Raw genomic sequence first — 25,759 nt, 5'->3', positions numbered from 1 at the left:
CAAGCCACTTCGCGTGCTGGTGAGGCTCAGTATCACACCGCCGAAATCGTTGTCACCCCCCGATCGCCATCAGAGAGAACCTGTATACCGGTGGCCGCTACAGGCTGATCCAGCGCCCCTCGCGCACCGAGCGGGTGATGGCGTCGGCGACGCGCTGGTTGCGCACGCCGTCCTCGAACGAGGGCGTTGCCGGCTTCCCGTCCAGCGCCCAGCCGCAGAAGCACTCCGCCAGCGCCACGAAGGGCATCAGCCGCTCGTCCTTCGCCTCGGGCAGCAGGTCGCGGCGGTGGAACGCCTCCGGGATCGGCAGCGGCTGCATGGCCTGGTCGCCGGCACGGGCGCCGCGCAGGCTGCCGTCCGGCTCGATCGCCAGCGCGCCGCCGGAGCCGAGCGCCTGCACGCGCAGTCCCTCGCCGTAGGGCGTCGCGAAGCTGCTGGTGGCCGAGACCAGGGCGCCGCTCTGCAAGCGCGCGATGAAGGCGTAGGCGTCGTCGGAGGTCACGGGGCGGAAGCTGCCCGCTTGCGTGCGCCGGTCCGTGAGCCAGGTGTCGAGCTGGCCGCAGACGCCGGCGAACTCGCCGAACCACACCCGCACCGCGTCGATCACGTGCGAGCCGAGCGCGCCCAGCAGCCCGCCGCCCTGCGCCGCGTCCGACCACCACGTCCACGGCCGCTGTGCGAAGCCCGGGCCGCCGCCGAACTGCGTGATCGTCACCGTGCGCGGCTCGCCCAGCCAGCCCTCGCCCACGAGCTGGCCGAAGCAGGCGCGCGCCGGCACCCAGCGGAACTCGTGGTCCACCATCGCGGCCAGACCGGTGCGCTGCGCCTCCGCCAGCATCTCCTCGGCCTCGTCCTGGTTCATGGCGAACGGCTTCTCGCAGAGCACGTGCTTGCCGGCGCGCAGGGCGGCGAGCGTCATCTCGTGGTGCGTGTGCGGCGGAGACGTGATTGAGACGGCGTCCAGCCCGTCCAGCTCGAGCAAGGCGTCGTAGCTGGTGAAGGCGTGGGGAATGCCGAAGCGCGCGGCCGCGCCGCGGGCGTGCTCCTCGCTCCGCGCCATCACCGCGACGACTTCGGTGCGCGGGTACGCCTGAAACCCGGGAATCTGCACCGCCGTGCCGAAGCCGGTGCCCACCACGCCGATGCGGAGTTTCTGCGATGCCGGCTCAGCCATGCCCGTCCTCCGGCTGTGCCGCCGCGCTCGCAGATCGCACAATACGGCAGCGCCACGGCATGCGTAGCGTACGCCGTCCGCGGCGCCCGTGCGCCATTCGCAACCGGCGGACGTGCCGAGCCAGGGCCGGCGATCGCTCAGGCGAAGCTGTCCGGGAACTGGGCGATGATGCCCAGCGAGAGCATGTCGGCCATCTCCAAGATCTGCAGGTGGACGGCATCGTAGGCGGCGATGTCGGCCGCATAGTCACCCTGCAGGTGGGCCACGGCCTCCGCCAGCGTGTGGTCGAGATGGTCGTGCATCATCGTCTGCATGTCGGCCAGCGGCCAGTTCGCCGGGTTAGCGCCGTTTAGAAAGGCGGCGATCGCATCGGCGTTGGCATACCAGCGCGTCTTCGCGTCGGAGAGCGCCGCGTCGCCGCCGGCGATGGCGGCCGTCAGCAGGTCGGCGGCGGTGAGGATGTGATCCTTGAGCAGGCCCGTCAGCTCGCCGCCGGCGGTGTCGCCATAGAACGGCTTGATCGCATCGCCGATGTCGTCCTGGTTGCGCAGCAGCCGATCCGTCGTCGCCTGGAGGTCGGGCAGGCTGCCGGCGGCGCTGACGATGAACAGGCGCGTCCAGGTGATGTGGTCCTCCCACAGCTTGCGCATGGCGTTGCGGAAGGCGAGCTGGGCGGCGGTGACGCCGCTGCCGGCCGGCATCTGCGGGCTTTGCGCCCGCGCCGTGGCGCCGCGGCCGAGCACGACGGCGGCGCCGACGCCGACGCCCGACCACAGCGCGTGGCCGAGCACGCGCCGGCGCGAGAGCAGCGCGGGGCGGGAGGGAGATTCCGGGACGGGGGGCAGCATGGGTGGCCTCCTCAGGGTGAATCGGCAGCATTTCGTGGCGCTTCTCCCGCATCGGCGGGCGTTGTCGCCTGCCGGGCGCGGGTGCATTCACCGGTTTGTCGTCGGCAGGCGGCGGATTCCGTCGCGTGCGTGGCCTCACCCCTTGGCCCCCTCTCCAGGGCTTTCCATCGCGCGGAGCGCGATCTTCGATAGAGAGGGGGAAGCTGGGGAGTGAGGTGTTTGAAGGGGGGAGGGCCGCTCCTCTATTCCCTGTTCCCTGTTCCCTGTTCCCTCTTCCCTCTTCCGGCATTGCCCTGCCCGTGCGGCTGCGGGACACTGGCGTTGCGGCGGGCCGGCGAATACGCCTGGCATGGACGGCGAACGGGGCGGGGCACGGTGACCACGGGCACAATCAGCATCTCGCTCAAGCTCTTCGGCGACCTGCGCAAGTACGCGGGCAAGGTCGCGCCCGACGTGCTGCCCGTGGCGCTGCCCGCCGGCGCGACGGTGGCGGACCTGGCCGCGCGCCTCGGCATCAAGGCCGAGGACGAGATGATCGCCGGCGTCAATGGCGAGCAGGCCGAGGCCGCCACCGTGCTGCACGACGGCGACCAGGTGCTGCTGCTCAGCCCGATGGAAGGCGGCTGAGGCGCCATCGTTCTTTGGCCCCGCGGCCGCCGAGCGCACGTTGACGGGGAAGGAAAGCGGGCGTACGGTGGCCCCGCGGGCGGTTTGCCGGAGGGAGGGGACGCCATGGCGGCGCTGACGATGACGATCGAGCCGGTACGCGCCTTCAACGGGCTCGACGTGCTGGTGGCGCGAGACGAGGGGCTGTTCGCCGAGGAGGGCCTGGACCTGCGTATCGTCAAGTACGAGCCGGGCGTTGTCCGCTCCACCGCGGACGGCACGCTTAGCCAGCCGAAGACGATGCAGGGCCGCATGCAGGACCGCGGCGCCGCCGCGATGTTCCAGGGTTGAGAGTGCGGTAATAACCGCCGTGTTGCGGAAAGTGCGGTTGGGGCGTTGCAGGTCGGGCGGCGCTCGATGGTCGTCTGCGGGGCGCTGATCGTCGCGCCCGACTCCGATATCTACACGCCGCAGGAGCTGGCACACCGGCTGGTGGCGCTCGACTACGGCAACGGCACCGCCTACGCCGGGCTGCTGATGCTGGAAGGCGCCATGCCGCGCGAGGCGGTCACCACCCGCGCCGCCCCCGCGCATTCAGGCGAGCGCGTGGCCGGCGTGCTGCGCGGCGAGTTCGCGGCCACGGTCGTGCAGGAGCCGTGGATCACAGTCGCGGAGAAGGCCGGCTGCCGTATCGTCTCCTCCACCTTCTTCCACGGCACCTGGGTAGCGGACGCGAGCGTCAGCGCCGAGGCCTACGCCGCCTTCATACGCGCGATCACGCGGGCGGTGCGGCGCATCAAGGCCGACAAGCGGCGCTACGTCTCCTACTTCCTGCGCGACTTTCCCGACTCGCCCGAAGTGCAGGCGCTGCGCCCCGACGACTTCAACCTGGGCCGCATTCAACTGAAGGAGCCGGGGCCGATCCCGGAGCACGAGGCGCGCTGGGCCTGGGAGTGGATGGCCGGCTGGGGTCTGCTGCAGGGCGAATTCGCCCCCACGGAGCAGATCAACCGCCAACTCGAGACCGAAGCGCACGCCTGCGCCATCGCCGGCCTGAGCTGAGCGGCGTTCGGCCCTCACCCCCGTCCCCTCGCCCAATCCTGGGCGAGGGGCGATCGGGCGGTGCTGGAATCGGACTGCACCGGGTTAACCGTAAGTTGATCGGAACGCTCAGTGCAGGATCGCCCCTTCTCCCAATCCTAGGAGAAGGGGACGGGGATGAGGGCCGATGCTCGAACGCTCGCTGGTGATGATGGCCGAGTCGGTGCGCGACTGCGCCGAGCTGGCGCGGCAGGCGGAGGCCGCGGGCTTCACCGGCGCCTGGACCACCGAGTTCTATGACAAAGACGCCTTCGTGCGCATGGCGGCGATGGGCCTCGCCACAAGCCGCATCCGCGTCTGCAGCGGCATCGCCTATGCCTTCGTGCGCAATCCCGTGCTCACCGCCGCGGGCGTGGCCGACCTGGACGAGCTGCTGGGCGGGCGCGTGGTGCTCGGCCTGGGCACGGGCACGCGGCGCATGAACGAGTCCTGGTACGGCATTCCTTTCGCCCACCCGGCGCCGAAGATGCGCGAGACGGTGCAGCTTTTGCAGGCGCTGTGGGCGGCGCGGCGTGGACCGACGTTCCAGTTCGACGGCCGCTTCTACCAAGTCGCGCTGGAGAACTACCGCCTGGCGCAGCTTGTGCGCGAGCGCGTGCCGGTCTACGTCGCCGGCGTCAACACCGGCATGATCGGCGCCGCCGGCGAAGTGGCCGACGGGCTGGTGGGACATCCGCTCTACTCGCGCCGCTACCTTGCCGACGTCGTGCGGCCGGCGCTGCGCCGCGGCGAGCAGAAGGCCGGCCGGCAGGCGGGCGCCGCCAAAATCGCCGGCTACGTGATCACCGCGGTGCACGAGGACGGCGCGCGAGCGCGGCGCGAGGCGAAGCACCAGATCGCCTTCTACAGCACTGTGCGCACGTACGATCCGATCCTCGATCTGCACGGCTGGCAGCAGCCGGCGCAGCGCATCCGCGCGGCCTTCCACGCGCGCGACTGGCAGGCGATGGTGGAGGCCGTGCCGGACGAGATGGTGGAGCAGATCGCCGTGGCCGGCACGCCGGCCGAGTGCCGCGCCCAGCTGCAGCAGTGGGACGGCCTGATCGACGAGGCGTTGCTCTATTCGCCCACGTTCTTCCTGCCGCCCGAACGCGCGCTGGAGAACCACCAGGCGATCATCAACGCCTTCACCCAGCCGGTGGCAGCGCAATGAATGCGGGCGGCTGCACCGGGCCAATGCTCTTCGATCCCGAGGTGCGCGACATGTTCGCGGCGCTGATCGCGGAGATGCAGTCACGCTTCGCCGACACGCCGGCCGCTGAAGTCGAGCGCCGCGTGCAGGCCGAAACTGCGGCCGTCCGGCGGGCGTCGCGACAGGGCGGTAGGGCCATCGCGGCGCCTGGTAGCGTTCCCGATCGCAAGCCGCGTTTACTGGCTGCTTGGGGCTGAAGCGCGTAGCGGAGCGCGGAGTACCGCAGCTCACGGATGCCGCGGGCGGCTACTGCGGCAACTGGCCGCGCGCCGCGCTCACCCGCCGCACGCCCGAGGCGAGCAGGCCGGCGCCGAGGTCCACGCGGTCGGGCACGCTCTGCAAGAGGCCCGTGATCGTCTCGTTCATGCCGTCGCCGATGTCGGCCAGCGCCAGCACCAAATCGGCCTGCACCGTGGCGTACCGATCCGGCGCGTTCAGAATCTGCAGCGAGGCCAGGTCCTTGCTGACCGCCTGCGCGTCGCCACGCATATCGTTCCAGATCTCGTCGCCCGGCCGCGCCGGATCGGCCACGGCCACCGCGTCGGCGAAGTGAGCGATATGCGTCGCCACGTCGGTAAGCAGCGGATTGATGGCAACGATGTAGTTCAGCTCGTCGCTGGGCGTGCTGGCGCCGGGCAGCGGCGGCACGGGGCCGATGCCCGGCATCACCGCCGTGCGCGGCGGCGGCGGCGAGAACGGGTCCATGAACACATCGGCGTCGGTGTCGGCGTAGACCAGCGCCGCCTGTCCGGGCTGCACCAGGTCGGCCGGCTGGAAGCCCGACTGCGGATCGTACACCAGCGCCAGGTCGGCGCCGCGCACGGCGGCCGGCTTCGCGCCGGAGTTGCCCAGCGTGGCCCATTCACCGCCGTTCACATGCACCTGCGTCACGGCTTGCGGCACGCCGACGAGCAGCAGCGTCTGGCCGCTGGCGTAGAAGACCCAGTAGCCCTGGCCGTTCTGCGCCGTGCCCTCGCTGTTGGCGGCGTACTGCGGCTGGTCGCCGCCGAGGCTGTACAGCGGCTCGCCGTGCAGCGCCAGCCGCGCGCCCTGCGGCCCGGCGACGAGGTTCCAGCCGGGGGGGTAAATCTTCCAGAAGGCGACGGTTCCAGGCGCGGGGGCGGCGCGGAGCGCGGCAGGAGCCAGCGCCCCTCCCAGCAACGCGCACAGCAGCATCACGCCGGCGGCAAGCCAGCCGCGCCGGGCAAGACGAGGCGAGTGCGCGGAGGCGCGCTGCGGCATGATCACTCTCTCCCCATTCGGTCGCGACCAGTATATGCGGAAGCGCGACCGCGCCGCAGCGCTTAGGTCAACTCGCCGGCAGGCGGGCTCAACCCGGCAGCACCAGCAGCGGATTCACCGGCACGCCGTGCAAGCGCACCTCGAAGTGCAGGTGCGGCCCGGTGCTGAAACCCGTTGTGCCGGAGAGACCGATCGCGTCGCCCATGCGCACGCGCTGGCCCGGACGCAGGGCCGAGGGCACAACCATGTGCCCGTAGCGCGTCGTCACGCCGTTGCCGTGGTCGATGTCCACGTAATAGCCGTAGCTGCAGCAAGGGTCGCCGCCGGCGAAGGTGACCACGCCCGCCGCCATCGCCCGGATCGGCGTGCCGGTATTGACGCCGATGTCGATGCCGAGCGGGTGCGAGGGGCCGAAGAAGCTGGTGATTGGACCGGTGACGGGCCAGATCGCGACGGCGCCCGGCGGAATCACGATCGGCGCCGTTTGCGGCGGCTGCGGCGCAGAGCTGCCCCAGCCGCTCGGTGCGCCACCGGCGTTGGTTGTGGCCGCGCCCCAGCCCTGAGCCGCTGCCGGCGCAGCGGCCGGAGCGGCGCTCCCCGGCGCGCCGGCGGCGGCAAGCGCCGTGTTGAGCGCCTGGCGGACGTCGGCGGCGGTGGCCTGCTGGCTCTGCTGCGGCGCCACGCTCCCCGCCGCGTCGGGGTTGAACGGCGTCGGGGTGGTCGGCGCCTGCGGGTGCATCGGCGCGTCCGCCCCCTCGGCGGTGCGGGCAACCTGGCATACGGCCGAGACCAGCATCACGCTCAGCAGGATCACGCCGACGACCATGCCCACGCGGGTCACGACCACGCTCGAACCACCGCGCGCGGCCAGCTGGCGCCAGGGCCGCTCGTCCGCCGGTTGCTGCGCCGGCTGGCGCTGGATCAGCCGCTCCCACGGCCGCGCGGTCGCGGGATCGGGCCGCGGCGCCGTGGCCGGCTGCGCGGAGACGGCCAGCACGGCGCCGGCTGCCATGCCGGACAGCGCACCGACCTGTGAGAAACGGCCGAGGCGCACGGGCGAGATGCCGTTGTCTTCCATCCTGACGGCGGCATACTCGGTGGCGCTGCGGAAGGCATGCCGCGGTGCGGGTGAAGGGCGTTCGGGACCGCGCGCGATGCGCTGATGGCTGAGCGCGAGGTTCGTCAGACGGCGGGCCAGCAACTCGTTCGGAGAGAGCGCTCGTCCCCTCGGCCGTTCCTCATCGATGCCCTCGGGGGCGATCATTCCCGGCACGCTCATCGCTTCTTGCACCCTGCGCGGACCGCGGACTGCAGACCCAACCAGCCGCCGGCTGCGGTCTGGCGCCCGGTACCCGTCGAATCGGCGCCCTCCCTGCTGGTCATAACGGCGAACCGCGCCCGGCCCTGCCTCAACCGCCGAACCCGCTGTTCATCAGGCTGATCGCCGCCGGGCCGAGAATCACGATGAACATCGAGGGGAAGATGAACAGCGCCAGCACGATGATGATCTTCACCGGCGCCTTGTAGGCCTGCTGCTCCGCCCGCTGCTTGCGCGCCACGCGCAACGCCTCCGACTGCACGCGCAGCACCTGGCCCAGGGACACGCCCATCATCTCGGCCTGGATGATCGCGCTGGTGAACGACTGGATCTCCGGCAGCCCCACGCGCGAGGCAAGCTGCGTCAGCGCATCGCGGCGGGTGCCACCCATCGCCATCGTGCGCAGCACGATGCGCAACTCTTCGGCCAGCGGCTCCTTGGCCTTCTCGGCCACGCGGGCGACCGCGGCGTCGATGCCGAGGCCGGCTTCAACGCAGGTGGTCAGCAGATCCATCGCGTCGGGCAGGCTGAGCAGGATCTTTTTGCGCCGGGCCCTGGCACGGCTGCGCAGCACCATCAGCGGCACGTAGCCGCCGAGGCCGACCAACGCGAGCGGCAGCAGCGCGGCCTCGCCCTGCGGCAAGCCGCCGCTGACCACGAGGTAGAGCGCGACCGGACCAAGGGCCACGCCGGCCCAAATGGCGGCCACCGTTTCCGGCGGCGCCTGTATACCCGTCTGCACGAGCAGGGCCGCCAGCTTGTCCAGCATGCTGCTGGGCATCACCTGCCGCAGCCTGCCGCGCAGCAACATCCCGCGCGAGGGGCCATCGTCGTCGCTGCCGCGATAGGTCGCGGCCTCTATCCGGCCGGCCACCAGCGAATCGAGGCGGCGCTGGGTGGCCGGCGCCGAACCGACCAGAACCGCGAACAGGAACGTGCCGACCGCAATGGCGGCGCAAAACGCGGCGATCATCACCATGGCGCTACACCTTGATGTTTACGATGCGGCGGATCATGAAGAAGCCGATGGCCTGGAGCGTGCCGCCGGCGGCCAACAGCATGCGCCCGAGCGTCGTCGAGAACATCGGCGCCAGGTACTGGTGGTTCATGATGTTGAAGCCGAACAGCAGCAGCAGGGGCAGGCCGCCCACCAGGTAGCCGCTGAACTGCTGCTGCACCGTCAGGGTCTTGATCTCGCCCTTGATGCGAATCCGCTCGCGCATCACGTGCGAGACGTTCTCCAGCATCTCCGCCAGGTTGCCGCCCGTGGTGCGCTGCACGAGGATGCCGGTGATGACGATATCCAGGTCTTCGCTCTTCATGCGCTGGTTCAGCGCGTCGAACGCGTCGTCCGGGGAAGCGCCGATGCGCACATCGCGCAGCAGGTGGCGGAACTCTTCGGAGATTGGCGGCTTGAGCGCGGTGGCGACCTGGTCGATCGCCTGCATCAGGCCGACGCCGGCCTTGAGCGCGTTCGCCATCATCGTCAGGCCATCAACGAGCTGTTTGACGAACTGGTCCTTGCGCCGCTTCACCGCGAAGCGCAGCAGGACGTAGGGCACGACCAGGCCGACGAGCCCCAGGACGATCGCGATCGGCCTCAGCAGGAACTCGCCCACGAAGAAGAAGACCACGCCGGCGCTGCCGGAGATCGCGAGGAACTCCGGCACGCGCAGCTTCCAGCCGGCACGTTCGATCAGGTCGCCGAGTTGCTGCATGGAGCGGACGCCGGACAGCGCCCTGGCCGCGCTGCTCTTGCCGAAGCGGCTGCTGCCCCTGAGCGCGACGCCCTGCACCTCGTCGGTGGCGACCACCTCCACGCCGCTGGCGCGGCCGAGGCGCCGGTCCACCACCTGCTGCAGCTCTTTGCGGCGGCTGCTGAGGCCCAGAACCAGCGCCGTGACCGCCACGAACACCGCGATCGCCGCGAACCCTGCCATCGTGCGCTCCCCCTAGCGATCCCAGCGGCCGTCGCCCGCGAACATCGACGCCGGGATATCGAGCCCCGCGAGCGAGAACTCGTCGGCGAACGTCGGGCGAATGCCGGTGGATTTCATGCGGCCGCGGACCTTGCCCTCGCTGTCGATACCCTCGTGCTCGAAATGGAAGATGTCTTGCAGGGTCAGCGTCTGGCCCTCGAGGCCGGTCACTTCGGTGATGTGCGTCACCTTGCGGCTGCCGTCGCTGAAGCGCGTCTGCTGGATGATCAGGTGAATAGCGGAGGCGATCTGCTCGCGGATCACGCGCAGCGGCAACTCCATGCCCGTCATCATCACCAGGCTCTCCATGCGGGCGGCGGCGTCACGCGGGCTGTTGGCATGGATTGTGCTGATCGAACCTTCGTGGCCCGTGTTCATCGCCTGGAGCATGTCGAAGGTTTCGCCGCCGCGCACCTCGCCGATGATGATGCGGTCCGGCCGCATACGCAGGGCGTTGCGCACCAAATCGCGCTGGGTGACTTCGCCGCGGCCCTCGATGCTGGCCGGCCGCGCCTCCAGCGTGACGACGTGCGGCTGCTGCAGGCGCAGCTCGGTCGGGTCCTCGATCGTCACCAGCCGCTCGTAGTCCGGAATGGCGCCGGAGAGCGCGTTCAAGAGCGTCGTCTTACCGGAGCCGGTGCCGCCGGAGACGATGATGTTGCGCTTGATGTGCACGCAGGCGCGCATGAAGGTGACGGCCTCGGGCGCGATCGAGCCGAAGCCCATCAGGTCTTCGAGCGTCAGCTTGTCTTTTTTGAATTTGCGGATGGTGATGCAGGGGCTCTTGGGCGCCACCGGCGGGATGATGATGTTGACGCGCGAGCCGTCGGGCAAGCGGGCGTCCACCATCGGCGAGGATTCGTCCACGCGCCGGCCGACGCGCGAGACGATGCGCTCGGCGATGCGCATGATGTGGGCGTTGTCGCGGAAACGCACGTTGGCGCGGTGAATGCGGCCGGCGCGCTCGAAGAAGATCTCGTCGGCCGCGTTGATCATCACCTCCGAGATGCTGGGGTCGCGGATCATGTTCTCGATCGGGCCGAGGCCGAGCACTTCGTCGGTGACGGCAGCGATCACCTCATCGCGGGCCAGGCCGTAGACCTCCGGCATCTCCTGCGTCAGCAACTGCCGCGCGGCCTGCGCCACCGCCGTGCGCGCCTCGTCTTCGCTCATGCGGTCGAGCCGCGAGGCTTCCAGCTCCTGGATCAGGCGGCGGTGCACCCGCGTCTTCGCCTCTTCTAGGCCGGCTATCTGCGGCGAGACGCGCGGCTCCTCCGTCATGGCGACCGTCTCGCCCGGCTCCGGCGTCTCCGGCGCCAGCGGGCGGCGAATGCGCTGCGGGGAGGGCGGCGCCTGTTCGCGGCCGCGGCCCAGCCAGCGCGCCGCCAGCAGCGCCGGCCGTTCCGTGCCGCTGGCCGCCTGCGCCGCCTCGCTCTGGCTGGCGTCGTCGTGCGGCTCCTCGGGCGGTGGCGGCTCCGGCGAGCCGTCGTTGGACGCGAAATGCCTGCGGATGTCGATGCCCATCGCTGTTCGCTCTGCCTTATCTGGGGTGAATCGTCGTGGCGGGGGTGTGCGCACCCGGACGACGCCCTGCACCGCCGGGGGCCGGCGCCGCTACTGCTGCTAATCGGACCGCGAGCCGCCCCGGCTCAGGCCGTGACGGCTCGGCGGATCGCGCTGTCAGTTAAGGAAAGGTAACAGCCGCCCCAGCAGGCTCTTCGCCGGCTTCTGTGCTTTCGCCGGGCCGCCGCCGCCGAGCAGCGTCGCCAGGTGCGTGAGGTTCGCCGCCGCGCGCGACTTCGGCCGCCACATCACCAGTGGCTGCCCCACCTGCGTGCTCTTCGAGACCATGTCGTCGTAGGGGATCGACCAGAAGATGCGGTAATCCAGCGTGCGCGAGATGTCGGACTCTTTGACGCTGTTCGCCAGGTTGGAGTGGTTGACGGTGAGCCGCACCTTCTCTTCGGGGAAGGACCAGGAGCGCAGCATGTTGAGGCAGAGCGAGGTGTCCTTGATGCTGGCCATGTCCATGCTGGTGACGAGCAGCACGACGGTGGCCAGATCCAGCGCCAGGGCCACCGTCTCGTTGAAGGCGCCCGGCGTATCCAGGATGACGTAGTCGTGCGTTTGCGCCAGCAGGTGCACGACGCGCTCGATCTGGCCCAGGTCGATCGCGTCCCAGTCGGCCGGGTTCATCGACGCCGGCAGCAGGGAGACGCCCGAGGGGTGGCGCGTCAGATAGCGGCGGATCGAGGTGCGGTCGAGCTTGTCGATGTCGCGCGCCGCGTCGGCCAGGCTCGTCTCCGAGCTGGCGTCCAGCATGATCGCCACGTCGCCGAAGCGGGTGTCGAAGTCGACCAGGGCGACGGAGGCGCGGCCCTGAGTGGCCAGCGCCACCGCCAGGTTGGTCGAGATCGTCGTCTTGCCGATGCCGCCCTTGGCGCCAAACACGGTGATCACCATGCCGGCCGCGGCGGGCGCGGCGGCGCTGGACGCGGGCACGGTGCCCGCGGCGGGCGCCACCCCGGCGGCGACCGTGGCGCCGCTGCGCTCGATCACCGCCTGGATCGCCTCGCCGACGGTGCGGCCGTTGAGCGGGGCGACGAGATAGTCGCTGGCGCCGGCGATCATCGCGCGGCGCACGGCGGGGCCGTCGTCGACCGTCGAATAGACGATCACCGGCATGTCCGGGTGCGAAGCGGCGATCGCCTCCAGCGTCTGCAGGCCGCGCTCGACCGGATGCTCGAGGCCGAGCAGCACGGCGTCGGGCAGCGTTTCCTGGATCAGCGTGAGGCCCTCCACGCCGTGCCCGCCCTCCATCAGCACGGAGAGGTTGGCGAGCGTGAGCGTACGGTGCACCTCGGCGCGGTTCTCCAGGTTGGGGTCCAGAATGACGACACTTGGCTTTTTGCTCATCGATCGCTCTCCGGGTCCGCGGCTCTCCAGATCGTTCCCGCGCGTTGGCGTCCTGGCAGCAGCTGTGAAACGGCTCTCACCCGCAACGGCCCGCGGTGAGACGCACTCACCGCAGGAACTACACGCATCACCGGACTCCCACAGACATCAATCGGCAGTCCGCTGCCGCCACTGCAGGGGTTGACGGAATACTGCTGCGCGCGATGTCTGCTCACCGCAACGCCCCACGGCGACAGGCATCGGCCCGACGGCCGCTTGCTGCAGCCTTCAGGCCGTCCGCATCCCCGTGCGGTCACGAGCTGCCCGGTCGCACCACAGGCGTCTGCCGGGCGTCACGCTCCAGCTGGACGTGGCGGCCGAAGGAGTGCGGCCGGCGCCGCCGGCACACACCCCCGGCCGTCGCGCCTAGAAGGAGCCAGCCATATTGTTCAGGGCGCTGCTGATGCCGCCGCCCAACAGCGTCAGCGCGGCAACACACACCAGAGCGACCAGCACGAGGATCAGCGAGTACTCGGCCAGCCCCTGGCCGCGTTCATCGCCCTGCCCCCGCTGCGCCGCCCGCAGTCCCTGTATGAAGAAGCGACCGAAAATCGACATGAAGAGTATCCCTTCCTGCTGCTGTGCGAGCAGGCGGTGAAACTGGGCGGCGTCCTGGCCGCCGTGGCCAGGACGCCGCCGGCGAACCGATCTAAATGCTGCCGGCGACGCTGTTCAGCACGTTGCTGATGTTGCCGCCCAGCAGCGTCAGGGCGGCGACGCAAACGACGGCGATCAGCGCGAGGATCAGGCCGTACTCGGCCAGCCCCTGGCCCGCTTCACTCTTCGTGCTGTAGACAGCGCCCACGAACTGCATGAACACGCGGTCGATGATCGACATCGTTTGGTCTCCTCTCTCCGAACGAGGGCGGCGTCCCGTCGGCGAGACGCCGCCCTTATCCTTCTGCCGCCGGTAGCTACAGGCTGCCGGCGATGCTGCCGAGCGTCTTGCTGATTCCGCCCTTGAGCGCGGCCAGCGAGGCCACACACAGCAGCGCGACCAGGGCGACGATCAGGGCGAACTCGGCCAGGCTCTGGCCCTCTTCGCCCCGCTCCGCGGCAAGTCCACAAGCCAGCTGCACCCACGCGCGGTCGAAAATCGCCATGCAGGAGATCCTCTTCATCGGCGTTTGCTGGGGGCAGCCGGCTGCGGTGCGCCGCACGTCTTAGATGCTGCCGGCGACACTGCTCAGCACGCCGCTGACCTTGTTGCCCAGCAGCGTCAGGGCGGCGACGCAGACGACGGCGATCAGCGCGAGGATCAGGCCGTACTCGGCCAGCCCCTGGCCCTCTTCGTCCTTGCGGCTGGAAACGGCGGTCAGGAACTGCACGAACACGCGGTCGATGATCGACATTTGATGGGTCTCCTCATCAGTTTGTGGGGATTGAGCTGAACGCTTGGTGGATCGTTGGGTTGTCAGGGCAGGGCGTGTTGTGGTCTTCGTACTGAGCGCGTCCCCCCTCGCTTCAAACTCGGCAGCGTAAGGCCGCTGCCGGCTCCGGTACCCGACAGCGGCCGCATCGCAGACCCGATCGCTGCGCCTTCGGCAGCCCGGCTGCCTGTGCCGCTCCGGCGAAGCTGTGCCGCACGGATCGGCCGAAGGCCCGTGGCATTGCGCCCCCGCCTCTCGACGGGTTTGCCCTTGTCGGGGGCATATCGGCCGGCGGCTCTCGCCGGCATGGCCCGGAACGGCTGTCCGGTTACTGAAGCTATCGAGACGGTTCGCGCAGGAGATAAGGGGACTTGACGATTTATTGCAGCGTCATTACTGTTCCGTTACTGGCCGCGCCGCCCGCGGGGTCCGTGGCGATCGCGCGCCGGGGCCGTCATGCTGTCTCGGCAGGCGCAGCCGGGCGATCCGGCGGCGCGCTGCACCTGGCGCGGAGCTGGGAACGAAGAAGCCGCGCTCGGCGCGGCTTCACCTTTTGGCCCGAACCTTCACGAGCAAGGAGCGGCGGGAGCGACGGCTCCGCGTCAAGCTTCGGCGCAGCGCACCGCACCCGTGGCGAGCAGCGCACCGATCTCTTCTTCCGAAAAGCCGGCCTCGCAGAGGATCTCGCGCGAATGCTCGCCGGGCACGAGCGGCGCGTGGCGGCGAATGCTGGCCGGGCTGCCTTCCAGCGTGGCCACGAGGCCGGGCGCCTTCACCGTGCCCTGCGGGTGCTCGTAGACGGCGACGTAGCCGTTGGCCAGCGCCTGCTCGTCCTCGGCGATCATCGTGTAGTCCTGGGCGATCGTGCAGGGGCAGTCGTTGGCGCGGAGCTGCTCGATCCACTCGGCGGCGGGGCGCTGGATCACGGTCGCGTCGATGATCTCCACCAGCTCGCCGTGGTTCTTGCCGCGCCCCTGCGGTGTGGCGAAGCGCGGGTCGTCAATCAGCTCGTCCAGCCCCAGGCCGCGGGCGAAGTTTGGCCACTTGCTCTTCTCCAGGAAGCCGAAGGCGATCCAGAGGCCGTCGCCGCAGAGGGCGCGGTGCGAGAGCACGGCGGAGGACTGGCCGGGCGGGCGCAGCGGCGCGTGGTGCAGCGCCTGCACGAAATGGATGCCCTGCAGCGCGATCTGGCTGCCGTAGAGCGAGACATCGACCTTCTGCCCGCGGCCGGTGCGCAGCCGGTGTACGAGTGCGGCGAGCATGCCGTGCGCGAACATCATGCCGCCCACCTGGTCGGCGCTGCCGGGCTGGGCCGGCCGCGGCGTGTCATCGTTGTGGCCGAAGGCCTTGTTGAAGCGGCGGTTGAACATCATCATGCCGCCGGCCGCCTGCGCGATCGTGTCATAGCCCGGATCGTGCCCACGCGGCCCGCGCGGGCCGAACATGCTGGCCGAGGCGAAGATCAGCGCCGGGTTCTCCTTGGAGAGTTCCTCGTAGCTCAGCCCCAGCTTCTCCATCGTGCCGGGGCGGAAGTTCTCGGAGACGATATCGGCGCGGCGAGCCAGCCGCTTCACCAGGTCGCGCCCCTCGGGCAGGCGCAGATCGATGCAGATGCTGCGCTTGTTGCGGTTGAGCGACTCGAAGTACGAGGAGAAGCCGTCGACGTGGTTGCCCAGCGTGCGGCCGGGATCGCCGCCGGGCTGCTCGACCTTGATCACGTCGGCGCCCAGGTCCGCCAGCAGCAGCGAGCCGAACGTCCCCTGCTGAAAGCGGGTGAAGTCGAGGATCGTGATGCCGGCGAGCGGGCCGGTCGCTTCGGATACGGGTTCGGTCATGAGGCGCCTCCGTGACTAGGAAATGGGAGCGAGAAGATAGGAAATCGGAACCTGGGGACGTGCGTCTCGTTCCTGTTTTCTATTTCCTCGTTCCTATTTCCTCCCTAATACCCCATGAGCGCGCTGGCGCGGGCGCCCGCCGTCGGGATCGGCCAGACGGCGTTCGGATCGACCGAGACATCGACCAGCGCCGGACGGCCGGCGGCGAAGGCGCGGCGCAGCGCCGGCCCGACCTCGTGCGGCTGCTCGACGTGCTCGCTGTAGCCGCCGAACGCCTCCATGATCTTGTCGTAGCGGGCGCTCGGCGTGTACATCGCCACGCGCTCCGGGTGCGGCTCGTGGAACATGCGCTTCTCCAGCACGCCGCCCATGATCCCCTGGTTGTTATCCACCAGGAAGACCACGTCGGCGCCGGTGCGCACCGCGGTCTCGATCTCCATGCCGTTGAAGCCGAAGGCGCAGTCGCCGTTCGCCGAAAGCACGGGCGCCCGCGGCCGCGCCAGCTTGGCGCCGATGGCGAAGGGCACGCCCACGCCCATGCAGCCGTTGGAGCCGGAGTTGAGCCGGCTGGCGGGCGTGTAGCTCTGCAGCACCTGGCGGCCGGTCGCCAGGATCACCTGCCCGTCCACGGTGATGATCGCGTCGCGCGGCAGCACGTCGCGCGCCTCTTTAAGCAGGCGGTGCGGCGTCATCGGCGTCATGTCCGAGTTCAGCAGGTTGTCCACGGCCTGCTCGTTCTTACCGCGCGCCTCGCGCAGGTCGGAGAGCCAGGCGCCCTCGGCGCGGCGCTCGGCGAGGCCGGCGGCGCGGCCTTCCAGCGCGGTGTTGAGCTGGCGCAGCGCGGCGCCCGCGTCGGCGACGATGCCGACCTCCGGCTCGCGGTTGTGGCCGATCTCGGCCGGGTCGATGTCGATCTGCACGATCTTCGCATCGGGCGCCAGGCCGCGGCCCATGCCGAACATCCAGTTCAGCCGCGCGCCCAGCACCAGCACCACGTCGGCGCCGCGCATCGCCGTGCCGCGGGCGGCGCTCATGTTCAATGGATGGTCGTCGGGCAGGAAGCCGCGACCCATGGGCGAGGGCAGGAAGGGCAGGTGCACCGTCTCCACCAGCTCGCGCAGCTCGCGGTAGGGCTGCGACCAGCGCACGCCCTTGCCCAGCAGCAGCACGGGGCGCTCGGCCTCGGCCAGCAGGTCGGCGGCGCGCTCGATCGCGACGGGGTCGGCGGCGGGCGGCGGCGGCAGCTTCACGGCAGGAAAGAAGCGGACGTTCTCCTCGTCGAGCTTCGTCTGCAGCACGTCGGCGGGCAGGTCGAGATAGACGGGGCCGGGGCGGCCAGACATCATCTCGCGCATCGCCAGCGCGATCAGTTCGGGCAGGCGGGCGGCGCTGTCGGCCTGGCCGACCCATTTGCAGACGGGCCGCATCATCGTGACCGAGTCAGTTTCCTGGAAGGCGCCGCGGCCGCGCTGCCGCAGGGCGCTGGAGCCGCCGAGTATGAGCACGGGCCAGCAGTTGTCGCGGGCGACGTGCGCGCCGGTGATGCCGTTGGTCACGGCCGGGCCGGAGGCGAGGATCGCCACGCCGGGGTCGCCGCCGACGTACTGGTAGGCCTGGGCCATGAGCACGGCGGCCTGCTCGTGGCGGCAGCCGATCGGGCGGATGCCGAGGTCGCCGCAGGCCCCGACCGTTTCGATCACCGGCCCGCCGACGACGGTGAAGATCATCTCCACGCCCTGGTCTTTGAGCGCCCGCGCCACGATCTGGCTGCCCTCGATCTCGGCCATCTTCTGTTCTCCTCGCTTCGCCTGCCGCGCCCTGCCCGCGCGCACCCGGTCGAGCGGGGCGGTCTGACGATCGGGATGAAGATAGCACGCAACGCGGATTGCGGGGGAAGCGCGGCGCCCATCGCGACGCGGAGACCGCCTCACTGCCGTCCGTACGCCCTGGCCCTTCGTCCTACGCGCTTTGACGCGGAATCAGGGGCAGCAGCAGGTGCGAAGGGTGGTCGGCGTCGTGGTAGATCGTTTGCACGGCGGGGCGCCACTCGCGCGCCGTGGCCGCCGGCTCGCCCGTGTTCGGGTTGCGGTCGTAGCGCGGGAAGTTGCTGCTGGAAACCTCCACGCGGACCTGGTGGCCGGGCTGGAAGCGGTTGCTCGTCATCAGCAGGTCGATGCGCAGCTCGTACGGCCTGCCCGGCTCCAGCAGCGCCGGGCGCTCGCCGCCGTCGCGGTAGCGGGCGCGCAGGATGCCGTCGCAGAGGTTGCGGGCGCGGCCGTCCGGCGCCACGTCCACCAGCTTGGCGGTGAAATCCGTGTCCGGCGCCGAACTCCCGGCCCAGAGTACGAGCTGCACGGGCCCCGTCACCTCCAGCGCCTCGCGCAGCGGCGCCGAGGTGTAGACGAGCACGTCGGTGCGGCGCTCGGCGGGGCGCTGGTCCCAGACGCCGGCGGCGCCGACCGTGGGCACAGGGTTGAGCGGGTTGTAGAGGAAGACGTCGGGCTGCTCGCCCGCCGGCGCCTCCTGGCCGAGCCGGCCGTCGCCGTCGAGCGCGTTGGCGCGTCCGGCGCTGTGCAGGTAGAAGGGCGTGTAGCGCGTGCGCGCCAGCGGCCACTCCTGCTCGTCGCGCCAGCCCTCGTTCATCACGTAGAGGCGCACCGGCGGCTCGTCCAGCAGGCCCGTATCCGCGTCGCGCAGCCAGTGGTCGAACCAGCGCAGTTGCAGGTCGTCCATCTGCACGGCGGCGCCGTAGCCCCAGTTCGTCTCGCCCGCCTGCGTGATCGAGGGCGAGTTGTGCGTCCAGGGGCCGATTACGAGTTTTTGGCCGCGCCGCGCCTGCTCGGTTTTCGCGTGCTGGCGCAGGCCGGCGAAGTTGCGCGGCGGCCCGGCCAGGAAGAGGTCGTACCAGCCGCCGAAGTTGAAGGCCGGCACGGCGATCTGCTCGTGGTGTGCGCTGATGCTGCACGAGCGCCAGAAGGCGTCGTCGTCCGGGTGTTGCAACCATTCATAGAAGTAGGGCGCCAACCCCTCGCGGCCAAGCAGCGGCAGCTCGGCCAGCGGCAGGTGCGAGAGCGTGCGCCGCAGCCGTTCCAGCGCCTGCATGAAGCGTGCCTCTTCGCCGCGTCGCTCCTCGGGCGCAAGGCCCAGCCGAGCGAGGTGCGGCAGGGCGAGGAACTGCGCCGCCCAGGCGGCGGTGAAGGAGAGGTTGAAGGCGCCGCCGAGGTAGATCCAGCCGTCGTGATAGTCCGCGGCGGTGAGCGCGGGGAAGATCGCCTGCAGGTGCGGCGGCGTCGAGATCGCGGCCAGCCACTGCGTGGCGCCGACGTAGGAGATGCCGTACATACCGACGCGGCCGTTCGACCAGCCCTGCGCCGCGCACCATTCGACCGTGTCGTAGCCGTCGGGAATCTCGCAGTGAAAGGGCTGCCATTCACCGTCCGAGGCGTAGCGGCCGCGGCAGTCCTGGATCACCACGGCGTAGCCGGCCTCGACGGCGCGCAGCGGATCGAGCATGCTGGAAGCGAGCTGGCCGCGGCTCTTGTCGTAGGCGGTGCGTTGCAGCAGCACGGGGCGCTGGCCGCCGTCCGCCGGGCGGTAGACATCGGCCAGCAGGCGCACGCCGTCGCGCATCTCCACCGGCACGTTGCGCTCGACAAGAATGCCGGCCATCGCTCGCTCCCGCGGTCGCCGCTCGCGGCCGCCGACATGCAAATCGCAGGTATCTTGCTCGCTGCCCTGAGCAAATGCAAGGACCAACGCCGGCGAGGTGACGATTGAGCGTTGAAACGAACGACGGGCCGCGGCGCACGGCCACGCGCTGGATCGAGGACCGGGCGGAACCGAGCGCCCACCGGCAGGCGCTGCACCGCGTGGCCGACGAGCTGCGCACGGTCACGGCGCTGCTGAGTGAGACGGCCGCGCCGCGCGAGCTGCTGGAGGAGCTGGCCGAGGAGGCGGCACGGCTGCGCGAGCGGCTGGCCGCGGCGCCGGGCGGCCGCATGCGCACACGCTACCGCCTTGATGAGAACGGGGGCGACGAGCAGCGCCGCTTCCTCGACACCAGCCCGCTGATCGGGCGCGCCAACCCGGTGGCGCCGCCGCTGCGCCTCTCGCTCGACGGTGAGACGGTACGCGGCGTCTGCGTCTTCAGCCGCGCCTACGAGGGGCCGCCGGGCTGCGTGCATGGCGGCTTCATCGCCGCCGCCTTCGACGAGGTGCTGGGCGCGACGCAGGCGCTGACGGCGCGGCCGGGTATGACGGGGCGGCTGACGGTGCGCTACCGGCGCCCCGTGCCGCTCCTGCGCGAAGCCGTCTTCGCCGGCTGGCTGACGCGGGTGGAGGGGCGCAAGATCCTGACCGAGGCGACGCTCACGGTCGACGGCGTGCTGCACGCGCAGGCGGAGGGGCTGTTCGTCTCCGTCGACCCAGCGCGGCTGCGCGGTGAAGCGGCCAGGCGAAACCAGGGTTAGGCGCCCCGCATGGCCGCCGCGCACGAACGCGGCTGCCGCCCCGATGCGCCCGCGCTGTTGAGAGCCGATTTCAGCGCGGCCCGCTGCCCGTGGGCGCTGCGGTACCATCCAGCCAGGCGCGGATCTCGGCGGCGTGCTCTTCGTAGTGCTCGTAGGTGTCGCTCGCGATCTGCTCCCAGAGAGGGCCGCCGGGCTCGCCGAGGCGAACGGTGCCGTTCAACTCCGCCTCGCCCAGCGCCGACACCGTGGCCAGCAGCTCGGCGTAAACCTGGCGATGCGCGGCCAGCGTTTCGGCGGGCGTGCGCACACGCGCCGCCGCCACCGATTCCGCGTTGACGCGGTGCATCTCCGGCTCACTGAGGGGCGCGGGCTGCTCGGCAGCAGACAGGCCCAGCCGCCAGAGCAGGCGCTGTTCCCAGAAGCAGACATGGTCGAGCAGATCGCGCACCGACCAGTCGCCGGTGACGCCGGGCTCGCTGAGACGGGCGGTGTCCACCGCGGCCAGTGCCGCCTCAAGTTCGGCGTGCGCTTCCTGCAACCGCACGAGCAGGGTGGAACGGTCCATGCGATCGGGCATCGGCTGCACCCCTTTTGCCTGCGGCCGCGCCGGTGGCCACACGAGCAGCTCGTACGGATGTGCGGTGAGCGCGGCCATCGCTACCTCCCGTCGCCGGGAATGGCGCGGCGGCTCGCAACGTGCACCGGCCGCTCTCCAGAAATGGCGCCGTTCGCGCCGCGCAGCCTTTGCCAAAAGCGCAGGCGCCGGGAGCCGGCCCCAGGGTGTTCGCCGGCCAGCTGGGCGCGCCAGAGCCGGCGTCGATCGGCCTGATTTCGCTCCAGGTCGCGCACCATTTTCCAGACTTCCAACTCGGGCATCACGGCCTCCGTTCCTAACCACTGTATGCCATACAGTAGTGTTGGTCCACGATCCAGTTTAGCACACATGTTCTGAGCAGGCACGACGTATTCTGCCGGTTTTCGTGCAAATCACCAGATCGCATAGGCGGCTTGTCCAATAACCAGTAACGGGCGTATTGTGGTGTTGTAACGCGCGTTCTGTGCGCGGCAGAGAAAGTCGTATCTCCATGGCAAGCCGGCCGCCCGCGCCGGGCGAACTCGCGCTGGTGCAGGCCCTCGTCAACACGCTGGACATCGAAACGGGGCACGACGATCTGCGTAACGCGGCCGCCCTGCGCGACTGGCTCGCCGGCCGCGGGCTGCTCGAAGCCCCGGCCGAGCTTGCCCCCGCGGACCTGCGCCGGGCGCTGGCGCTGCGCGAGGGGCTGCGCGAGCTGCTCGCGGCCAACCACCGCGGGCAGGGAATGCCGCCCACGCAGTCGATCGCCGCGCTGAACGCGCTGGCGAGCGCGGCGCCGCTGCGTCTGCGCTTCTCCGCCGAGGGCACGGCGGCGCTGACCGGGGCGCGCGGCGGCTTGCCTGGCGCCGTGGCGCGGCTGCTGGGCATCGTCTGGACGGCGATGGTGGACGGCACCTGGCGGCGGCTGAAGATCTGCCGCGCCGATCGCTGCCGCTGGGCCTTCTACGACGCCTCGAAGAACCGCTCCGGCGCCTGGTGCGCGATGTCGGTCTGCGGCAACCGCACCAAGGTGCGCGGCTACCAGCAGCGCCGGCGCACAGAGGCTGCGGAGCGCACGGCCAGCAGCTGAGCGACGTGAAGCGCCGCTAGCGCCGGCCGCGCAGGCGCGGGTCCCAGATATCGCGCAGGGCGTCGCCCAGCAGGTTGGCGCCCAGCACGGCGAGGCTGATCGCGAGGCCGGGGAAGACCACCAGGTTCCAGTGACCCAGCCGCGCAAAGGTGAGGTTGGCGCCGCTCAGGTCGATGCCCCAGCTCGGCGTGCCCGGCGCCACACCCAGACCCAGGAAGGCGAGCCCCGACTCGGCCAGGATCGCCGCGCCCAGCCCGCTGCTGATCAGCACCACGGTGAGCGGCAGCACGTTGGGCACCACGTGGCGAAAGAAGACGCGCCGCTCACTGCAACCCAGCGCCCGCGCCGCATCGACGTAGGTGCTGTGCCGCTCCACGATCGTGGCCGCGCGCAGCACGCGCGAGCCGCCGAACAGCCCGCCCACGGCCAGCGCCAGCACGATCGTCTTCGGCCCGCGGCCGAAGGCGGTGATCAGCATCAGGTAGAGGATCAGGCCAGGGAAGGCGGCGAACGCCTCACCCGAGCGCTGCAGCAGGTAGTCGAGCCAGCGGCCGTAGAAGCCGGAGAGAATGCCGATAAACGACCCGAGCGAGCCGCCGATCAGCACCGCCGTGCCGGAGATCGTCAGCGTGGTGCGCGCCCCGGCCAGCACGCGGCTGAACAGGTCCTCGCCCAGGTTGTTGAGCCCGAACGGGTGCGCGGGCGAAAGTCCACCCAGCGGCGAGCCGGCGCGCAGTCCGCGTGGGTCGTAGGGCGCCAGTGCCGGGCCGAAGAGGCCGAGCACGATGAAGCCGATCAGCATCAGCAGCCCGAAGACGCCGAGTGGATAGCCGCGCAGCAGCCGCCCGACGCGGCGCAAGAGGCCCGGTTGCTGCCAGGCGCCGCCGCCCCACGCCAGCTCGCCCGCCGCTGCCGCCCCGCTTATCGCTGCCATCCGCCCTCTCCGCCCATATTCCGGCGCCCGATCGGAAGCTAGGTGTAGCGCACGCGCGGATCGAGCAGCACGTAGCTCAGGTCCACGAGCAGGTTCAGCACGATCACCACGCCGGCTGTGTAGACGACGAGGAACTGCACCACGGGAAAATCGCGCGCCAGCACGGACTGGAAGAAGAACTGTCCCAGGCCGTTGATGCTGAAGACCTGTTCGAGAATCAGCGCCCCGAAGAACAGCTCCGCGATCAGCGTGCCGGTGATCGTGATGATCGGGATCAGCGCGTTGCGCAGCGCGTGACTGAGGACCACGCTGCGCTCGCGCAGCCCTTTCGACTTGGCCGTGCGCACGTAGTCCTGTCGCAGCACGTCGAGCAGGGTCGATCGCGTGAGCCGCATGAGAATGGCGGAGTGCGCGATCGCCAGGATCAGCGTCGGCGGCACGTAGAGGCGCAGGTTCTCCCACGGGTGCGCGAACAGCGACTTGTGCCCGCCCACCGGCGGCGAATAGTGCCACCAGAGCGAGGGCAGCACGATCAGCAGCACCAGCAGGAAGAAGCTGGGGATCGACTGGCCGAAGACGGCGAAGACGCGCAGGCCGTAGTCCAGCCAGGTGTTCTGGCGCACGGCCGAGATCACGCCGTAGAGCACGCCGAAGAAGGTGCCGAACAGCACCGCCAGCGCCATGATCTCGAAGGTGATCGGCAGCCGCCGCGTGATCTCCGGCCAGACCGGCTGCTGGCCGCGGAAAGTCTTGCCGAAATCGCCGCGCGCCAGGTGCAGTAACCAATCGCCGAACTGCACGATGATCGGCCGATCGAGACCGAGCGTGTGGCGGATACCGGCGACCTGGTCCTGCGAGGCGCCCTGCCCGGCGAGCAGGATCGCCGGATCGCCCGCCCAGGGCGAGCGCAGTATGGCGAAGGTGATGATCGACACGGCGGCGGCGATCACCGGCAGGGCGAGCAGGCGGCGGATGACGTAGCGGCGCATGGCAGGCTCGTTCGGGGAGAGTCGGGAGCGGTGCGCTCCGGCCGCGGCGGCGCTGCGCCGCCTGGCCGGAACGGCTCACGCCGCGCTACTTGTCGATGTAGAGGCGGCCGTTGAACAAGCCGTAGCTGCCGCGGCCCACGAGCCGGCCTTTGACGTAGCTCCAGAACAGGTCGTTGGAGAAGGCGACGTAGAGCGGAATAAACGGCGCGAACTTCTGGTAGGCCTTGCGCTGGATGTCTTTGAGCATGGCCGTGCGCTTGCCGTCGTCAAACTCCAGTTTCTGCGCGGCCACGGCCTGGTCCAGCTCGTCGTCCTTGAAGCCGGCCCAGTTCGGCCGGCCGCCGATCACCTTGCCGTAGGCGCCGATGTAGCTGCTGGGGTCGTCGTAGTCGAGCGTGGGATAGATGATGAAGCCGTCGTACTGGCCCTGGTAGAGCGATTTCGCCAGCCAGGTGCCGAAGTCTTCGGCCGTGAGCTTCACCTTCATGCCGAGGTTCTTCTGCAACTGCCCCTGCACGATCTGCGCGAACTGCGCCGGCTTGTCCGTGAGGATGTAGTACTTGATCTCGTATTCGTGGCTGAGGTCGAAACCGGCGGCCTGCAGCAGTTGCTTGCCCTGCGCCGGGTCGAACTGCCAGAAGGTCTTGGTCAGCTCGTCGTTGTCCAGCGCGAAGGTCTTGAAGCCGGGCGGAATCGGGCCGGACTTGACGCCGTTGCCCAGCTCCAGCAGCTGGATGTACTCGTCGCGGTTGAGGCCGAGGTAGATCGCCTGGCGCACACGCGGGTCGGCGAAGGCGCCGTCGGCCCGCGTCTCCACCGTCCAGATCGCGCCGGTGACGGTCGTATCGACGTCCACCTGCTTACCGAGCTGCGAGACGAGCTGGTCTTTCTCGGCCTTGTTCTGCGCCGCCAGGTGGTCGATCTGCTGCGCGGCGAAGGCGGCGTCGGCGGCGGCCTGTTCTTGAATCAGCTTCTGCTCGTAGCCGCCGGTCCAGGGCTCGCCCGCCACACGCCACTTGTCGAAGCGCTTCATCTTGGGGTTGGCGCCGTTCTCGTGACTGACCCACTGATAGCGGCCGCTGCCGATCAGGTCCTTGTCCATGAAGTCGGGCTGGGTGGCGATCTCTTGCGGGATGATCGAGCCGCTCAAGGGGCTGCCGGCGTTGGTGGAGGTGAAGGTCCAGGCGTCGGGCTGCTTGAGCGTGAACGACACGGTGCTGTCGTCCGGGGTGGTGATCGTGTCCAGCGTCTTCGTCCACCAGTCGCTGTTGGAGATCGTCTTGGACTTCGCCGCCGCCTCGTAGCTGGCCTTGATGTCGGCGGCGGTGACGGCGCGGCCGCTGGTGGGCGGCTTGTCGTGGAAGACCGCCTTGCCGATCTTGACCGTGAAGTGGAGCGGGTCGGGCTGCTCGATACCGGTGGCGAGGAAGAGCACGCGCTCGTTGGTGTCCTTGGTTGTGTACCACATGTGGTCGTAGATCGTGAAGCCGAGCGTCAGGCCGGTGATCAGGTCTTTGTAGGGGTTGATCGTGGGCCAGGGCTGGCTCTGGCGGTCGCGGTAGACGTTGTTCTTGTTGATCTTGGATTCGTCCACGGCGGCGGTGGGGCGCACGGTGAGCGTGGGCAGCGCGGCCTGCGTGGCCGGGGCGGACGTGGCATTGCCGCCGCTGGGGGCGCTCGTGGTCGTGCTCGCGCCCTTGCTCTTGTTATTGTTCGAGCCGCTGCAGCCGGCGAGAAAGGCGGCCATGCCCAGCCCACCGAGGGCGGCGCCGCGCAGCGTTTGCCGGCGCGTCGTGCGCCGCTGCCAGTAGCCTTGCTCGCTCATCGCACCCCTCCGCCGGCCCTGCCTCACCGCGCGATTCATGGCCATCATTCGAACCGCGTTCGACCGGTGGCTGAGTATAGTCGGCGGCGAAACGGCGCGTCAACGGGGCGATGTGGCCGGGTGTGCCCAGAAGTTGTGGAAGCACGGTGCAGGGATGAGACGGAGGCGAGGCGTGGCGATGCAGTAGGGTAACGAGGAAAACAGAGCGACCGACCGTAGTGAGGACGGTCGGTCGCGCAGGAAGGGGCCGATGAC

General features: G+C 70.0%; 27 protein-coding genes and 1 riboswitch. Of the genes, 7 read left to right on the top strand and 20 right to left on the bottom strand.

Translation table 11 applies throughout. The features are described from left to right. Nucleotides 1–97 precede the first annotated feature (97 nt). Nucleotides 98–1,174, bottom strand: a complete 1,077-nt coding sequence (locus tag VKV26_25700) for a Gfo/Idh/MocA family oxidoreductase (protein HLZ73314.1) — start codon at nucleotides 1,172–1,174, stop codon at nucleotides 98–100. Nucleotides 1,175–1,311: 137 nt separating this feature from the next. Then, a complete protein-coding gene (locus VKV26_25695; GenBank protein HLZ73313.1) occupies nucleotides 1,312–2,022 on the bottom strand; it encodes a hypothetical protein in 711 nt (236 codons plus the stop codon). Nucleotides 2,023–2,397: 375 nt separating this feature from the next. Between VKV26_25695 and VKV26_25690 the strand changes: the two genes are divergently transcribed. From VKV26_25690 to VKV26_25670, 5 genes are all read left to right on the top strand, one after another. After that, nucleotides 2,398–2,649, top strand: coding sequence for a MoaD/ThiS family protein (locus VKV26_25690; GenBank protein ID HLZ73312.1), 252 nt, complete (start codon nucleotides 2,398–2,400; stop codon nucleotides 2,647–2,649). A 105-nt stretch (nucleotides 2,650–2,754) separates the two neighbouring features. After that, on the top strand, nucleotides 2,755–2,979 hold the full coding sequence (locus VKV26_25685; protein ID HLZ73311.1) for a hypothetical protein: 225 nt from the start codon (nucleotides 2,755–2,757) through the stop codon (nucleotides 2,977–2,979). 66 nt (nucleotides 2,980–3,045) lie between these two features. Further along, nucleotides 3,046–3,690 carry a hypothetical protein gene (locus VKV26_25680; protein HLZ73310.1) on the top strand — a complete coding sequence of 215 codons (645 nt, stop codon included), beginning with the start codon at nucleotides 3,046–3,048 and terminating at the stop codon, nucleotides 3,688–3,690. Nucleotides 3,691–3,856: 166 nt separating this feature from the next. After that, complete coding sequence (locus VKV26_25675; GenBank protein HLZ73309.1) at nucleotides 3,857–4,882, top strand: LLM class flavin-dependent oxidoreductase; 1,026 nt, start codon at nucleotides 3,857–3,859, stop codon at nucleotides 4,880–4,882. Continuing rightward, nucleotides 4,879–5,118, top strand: a complete 240-nt coding sequence (locus tag VKV26_25670) for a hypothetical protein (GenBank protein ID HLZ73308.1) — start codon at nucleotides 4,879–4,881, stop codon at nucleotides 5,116–5,118. The genes VKV26_25675 and VKV26_25670 overlap by 4 nt, the downstream gene beginning before the upstream one ends. A 49-nt stretch (nucleotides 5,119–5,167) precedes the next feature. Here the strand turns inward: VKV26_25670 and VKV26_25665 are convergent, their stop codons facing one another. From VKV26_25665 to VKV26_25605, 13 genes are all read right to left on the bottom strand, one after another. Continuing rightward, complete coding sequence (locus VKV26_25665) at nucleotides 5,168–6,163, bottom strand: hypothetical protein (GenBank protein HLZ73307.1); 996 nt, start codon at nucleotides 6,161–6,163, stop codon at nucleotides 5,168–5,170. An 88-nt stretch (nucleotides 6,164–6,251) separates the two neighbouring features. Continuing rightward, nucleotides 6,252–7,442 (bottom strand): M23 family metallopeptidase, encoded by a 1,191-nt coding sequence (locus VKV26_25660; protein ID HLZ73306.1) that lies wholly within the window; start codon nucleotides 7,440–7,442, stop codon nucleotides 6,252–6,254. Between the two features lie 130 nt (nucleotides 7,443–7,572). Then, on the bottom strand, nucleotides 7,573–8,460 hold the full coding sequence (locus tag VKV26_25655) for a type II secretion system F family protein (protein ID HLZ73305.1): 888 nt from the start codon (nucleotides 8,458–8,460) through the stop codon (nucleotides 7,573–7,575). Nucleotides 8,461–8,464: 4 nt separating this feature from the next. Continuing rightward, on the bottom strand, nucleotides 8,465–9,421 hold the full coding sequence (locus tag VKV26_25650) for a type II secretion system F family protein (protein ID HLZ73304.1): 957 nt from the start codon (nucleotides 9,419–9,421) through the stop codon (nucleotides 8,465–8,467). 12 nt (nucleotides 9,422–9,433) lie between these two features. Continuing rightward, nucleotides 9,434–10,984 carry a CpaF family protein gene (locus VKV26_25645; GenBank protein ID HLZ73303.1) on the bottom strand — a complete coding sequence of 517 codons (1,551 nt, stop codon included), beginning with the start codon at nucleotides 10,982–10,984 and terminating at the stop codon, nucleotides 9,434–9,436. Between the two features lie 156 nt (nucleotides 10,985–11,140). After that, complete coding sequence (locus VKV26_25640) at nucleotides 11,141–12,376, bottom strand: AAA family ATPase (GenBank protein ID HLZ73302.1); 1,236 nt, start codon at nucleotides 12,374–12,376, stop codon at nucleotides 11,141–11,143. Nucleotides 12,377–12,781: 405 nt separating this feature from the next. Continuing rightward, entirely contained in the window at nucleotides 12,782–12,973 is a 192-nt protein-coding gene (locus VKV26_25635) for a hypothetical protein (GenBank protein ID HLZ73301.1), read from the bottom strand. A gap of 91 nt (nucleotides 12,974–13,064) precedes the next feature. Then, nucleotides 13,065–13,253 (bottom strand): Flp family type IVb pilin, encoded by a 189-nt coding sequence (locus VKV26_25630; protein ID HLZ73300.1) that lies wholly within the window; start codon nucleotides 13,251–13,253, stop codon nucleotides 13,065–13,067. A gap of 76 nt (nucleotides 13,254–13,329) precedes the next feature. Continuing rightward, nucleotides 13,330–13,518, bottom strand: a complete 189-nt coding sequence (locus tag VKV26_25625) for a hypothetical protein (protein HLZ73299.1) — start codon at nucleotides 13,516–13,518, stop codon at nucleotides 13,330–13,332. A 60-nt stretch (nucleotides 13,519–13,578) separates the two neighbouring features. Beyond that, nucleotides 13,579–13,767: a Flp family type IVb pilin gene (locus VKV26_25620; protein HLZ73298.1), complete on the bottom strand. Its 189-nt coding sequence runs from the start codon at nucleotides 13,765–13,767 to the stop codon at nucleotides 13,579–13,581. Nucleotides 13,768–13,955: 188 nt separating this feature from the next. After that, nucleotides 13,956–14,064, bottom strand: a riboswitch (cyclic di-GMP riboswitch). 323 nt (nucleotides 14,065–14,387) lie between these two features. Beyond that, entirely contained in the window at nucleotides 14,388–15,620 is a 1,233-nt protein-coding gene (locus tag VKV26_25615) for a CoA transferase (GenBank protein HLZ73297.1), read from the bottom strand. A gap of 104 nt (nucleotides 15,621–15,724) precedes the next feature. Further along, nucleotides 15,725–17,407 (bottom strand): thiamine pyrophosphate-binding protein, encoded by a 1,683-nt coding sequence (locus tag VKV26_25610; GenBank protein HLZ73296.1) that lies wholly within the window; start codon nucleotides 17,405–17,407, stop codon nucleotides 15,725–15,727. Nucleotides 17,408–17,579: 172 nt separating this feature from the next. Then, a complete protein-coding gene (locus VKV26_25605) occupies nucleotides 17,580–19,289 on the bottom strand; it encodes a CocE/NonD family hydrolase (GenBank protein ID HLZ73295.1) in 1,710 nt (569 codons plus the stop codon). A 104-nt stretch (nucleotides 19,290–19,393) separates the two neighbouring features. Between VKV26_25605 and VKV26_25600 the strand changes: the two genes are divergently transcribed. After that, nucleotides 19,394–20,089 carry a PaaI family thioesterase gene (locus tag VKV26_25600; protein HLZ73294.1) on the top strand — a complete coding sequence of 232 codons (696 nt, stop codon included), beginning with the start codon at nucleotides 19,394–19,396 and terminating at the stop codon, nucleotides 20,087–20,089. Nucleotides 20,090–20,159: 70 nt separating this feature from the next. Here VKV26_25600 and VKV26_25595 read toward each other — a convergent pair whose 3' ends face one another. Then, complete coding sequence (locus VKV26_25595; protein HLZ73293.1) at nucleotides 20,160–20,744, bottom strand: maleylpyruvate isomerase N-terminal domain-containing protein; 585 nt, start codon at nucleotides 20,742–20,744, stop codon at nucleotides 20,160–20,162. A 2-nt stretch (nucleotides 20,745–20,746) separates the two neighbouring features. Further along, nucleotides 20,747–20,965, bottom strand: a complete 219-nt coding sequence (locus VKV26_25590) for a hypothetical protein (GenBank protein HLZ73292.1) — start codon at nucleotides 20,963–20,965, stop codon at nucleotides 20,747–20,749. A 209-nt stretch (nucleotides 20,966–21,174) separates the two neighbouring features. On the opposite strand from VKV26_25590, the gene VKV26_25585 reads away from it, so the two are divergent. Beyond that, nucleotides 21,175–21,756, top strand: coding sequence for a CGNR zinc finger domain-containing protein (locus VKV26_25585; protein HLZ73291.1), 582 nt, complete (start codon nucleotides 21,175–21,177; stop codon nucleotides 21,754–21,756). A 16-nt stretch (nucleotides 21,757–21,772) separates the two neighbouring features. Here the strand turns inward: VKV26_25585 and VKV26_25580 are convergent, their stop codons facing one another. The 3 genes from VKV26_25580 to VKV26_25570 all read right to left on the bottom strand — a co-directional run bounded on the left by VKV26_25580 (nucleotide 21,773) and on the right by VKV26_25570 (nucleotide 25,504). Next, nucleotides 21,773–22,690, bottom strand: a complete 918-nt coding sequence (locus VKV26_25580; protein ID HLZ73290.1) for an ABC transporter permease — start codon at nucleotides 22,688–22,690, stop codon at nucleotides 21,773–21,775. A 38-nt stretch (nucleotides 22,691–22,728) separates the two neighbouring features. Continuing rightward, nucleotides 22,729–23,679: an ABC transporter permease gene (locus VKV26_25575; GenBank protein ID HLZ73289.1), complete on the bottom strand. Its 951-nt coding sequence runs from the start codon at nucleotides 23,677–23,679 to the stop codon at nucleotides 22,729–22,731. An 85-nt stretch (nucleotides 23,680–23,764) separates the two neighbouring features. Then, on the bottom strand, nucleotides 23,765–25,504 hold the full coding sequence (locus VKV26_25570; GenBank protein HLZ73288.1) for an ABC transporter substrate-binding protein: 1,740 nt from the start codon (nucleotides 25,502–25,504) through the stop codon (nucleotides 23,765–23,767). Nucleotides 25,505–25,759: the final 255 nt, after the last annotated feature.

It is taken from the genome of Dehalococcoidia bacterium, assembly GCA_035310145.1.
Taxonomy (GTDB): Bacteria; Chloroflexota; Dehalococcoidia; order CAUJGQ01; family CAUJGQ01; genus CALFMN01.
The sequence above is the reverse complement of the archived record's forward strand: the minus strand, read 5'-3'. Positions and strand labels throughout refer to the sequence as shown.

Excerpts from the sequence above, each read along its gene's own strand:
- VKV26_25700 (HLZ73314.1), bottom strand. The coding sequence starts at position 1,174 with ATGGCTGAGCCGGCATCGCAGAAACTCCGCATCGGCGTGGTGGGCACC.
- VKV26_25645 (HLZ73303.1), bottom strand. The coding sequence starts at position 10,984 with ATGGGCATCGACATCCGCAGGCATTTCGCGTCCAACGACGGCTCGCCG.
- VKV26_25590 (HLZ73292.1), bottom strand. The coding sequence starts at position 20,965 with ATGCCCGAGTTGGAAGTCTGGAAAATGGTGCGCGACCTGGAGCGAAAT.
- VKV26_25655 (HLZ73305.1), bottom strand. The coding sequence starts at position 8,460 with ATGGTGATGATCGCCGCGTTTTGCGCCGCCATTGCGGTCGGCACGTTC.
- VKV26_25635 (HLZ73301.1), bottom strand. The coding sequence starts at position 12,973 with ATGTCGATTTTCGGTCGCTTCTTCATACAGGGACTGCGGGCGGCGCAG.
- VKV26_25640 (HLZ73302.1), bottom strand. The coding sequence starts at position 12,376 with ATGAGCAAAAAGCCAAGTGTCGTCATTCTGGACCCCAACCTGGAGAAC.
- VKV26_25665 (HLZ73307.1), bottom strand. The coding sequence starts at position 6,163 with ATGCCGCAGCGCGCCTCCGCGCACTCGCCTCGTCTTGCCCGGCGCGGC.
- VKV26_25660 (HLZ73306.1), bottom strand. The coding sequence starts at position 7,442 with ATGAGCGTGCCGGGAATGATCGCCCCCGAGGGCATCGATGAGGAACGG.
- VKV26_25650 (HLZ73304.1), bottom strand. The coding sequence starts at position 9,421 with ATGGCAGGGTTCGCGGCGATCGCGGTGTTCGTGGCGGTCACGGCGCTG.
- VKV26_25580 (HLZ73290.1), bottom strand. The coding sequence starts at position 22,690 with ATGGCAGCGATAAGCGGGGCGGCAGCGGCGGGCGAGCTGGCGTGGGGC.
- VKV26_25610 (HLZ73296.1), bottom strand. The coding sequence starts at position 17,407 with ATGGCCGAGATCGAGGGCAGCCAGATCGTGGCGCGGGCGCTCAAAGAC.
- VKV26_25675 (HLZ73309.1), top strand. The coding sequence starts at position 3,857 with ATGCTCGAACGCTCGCTGGTGATGATGGCCGAGTCGGTGCGCGACTGC.
- VKV26_25620 (HLZ73298.1), bottom strand. The coding sequence starts at position 13,767 with ATGTCGATCATCGACCGCGTGTTCGTGCAGTTCCTGACCGCCGTTTCC.
- VKV26_25615 (HLZ73297.1), bottom strand. The coding sequence starts at position 15,620 with ATGACCGAACCCGTATCCGAAGCGACCGGCCCGCTCGCCGGCATCACG.
- VKV26_25605 (HLZ73295.1), bottom strand. The coding sequence starts at position 19,289 with ATGGCCGGCATTCTTGTCGAGCGCAACGTGCCGGTGGAGATGCGCGAC.
- VKV26_25680 (HLZ73310.1), top strand. The coding sequence starts at position 3,046 with ATGGTCGTCTGCGGGGCGCTGATCGTCGCGCCCGACTCCGATATCTAC.
- VKV26_25625 (HLZ73299.1), bottom strand. The coding sequence starts at position 13,518 with ATGGCGATTTTCGACCGCGCGTGGGTGCAGCTGGCTTGTGGACTTGCC.
- VKV26_25695 (HLZ73313.1), bottom strand. The coding sequence starts at position 2,022 with ATGCTGCCCCCCGTCCCGGAATCTCCCTCCCGCCCCGCGCTGCTCTCG.
- VKV26_25685 (HLZ73311.1), top strand. The coding sequence starts at position 2,755 with ATGGCGGCGCTGACGATGACGATCGAGCCGGTACGCGCCTTCAACGGG.
- VKV26_25585 (HLZ73291.1), top strand. The coding sequence starts at position 21,175 with ATGGCAAGCCGGCCGCCCGCGCCGGGCGAACTCGCGCTGGTGCAGGCC.
- VKV26_25575 (HLZ73289.1), bottom strand. The coding sequence starts at position 23,679 with ATGCGCCGCTACGTCATCCGCCGCCTGCTCGCCCTGCCGGTGATCGCC.
- VKV26_25630 (HLZ73300.1), bottom strand. The coding sequence starts at position 13,253 with ATGTCGATCATCGACCGCGTGTTCATGCAGTTCGTGGGCGCTGTCTAC.
- VKV26_25595 (HLZ73293.1), bottom strand. The coding sequence starts at position 20,744 with ATGGCCGCGCTCACCGCACATCCGTACGAGCTGCTCGTGTGGCCACCG.
- VKV26_25570 (HLZ73288.1), bottom strand. The coding sequence starts at position 25,504 with ATGAGCGAGCAAGGCTACTGGCAGCGGCGCACGACGCGCCGGCAAACG.
- VKV26_25670 (HLZ73308.1), top strand. The coding sequence starts at position 4,879 with ATGAATGCGGGCGGCTGCACCGGGCCAATGCTCTTCGATCCCGAGGTG.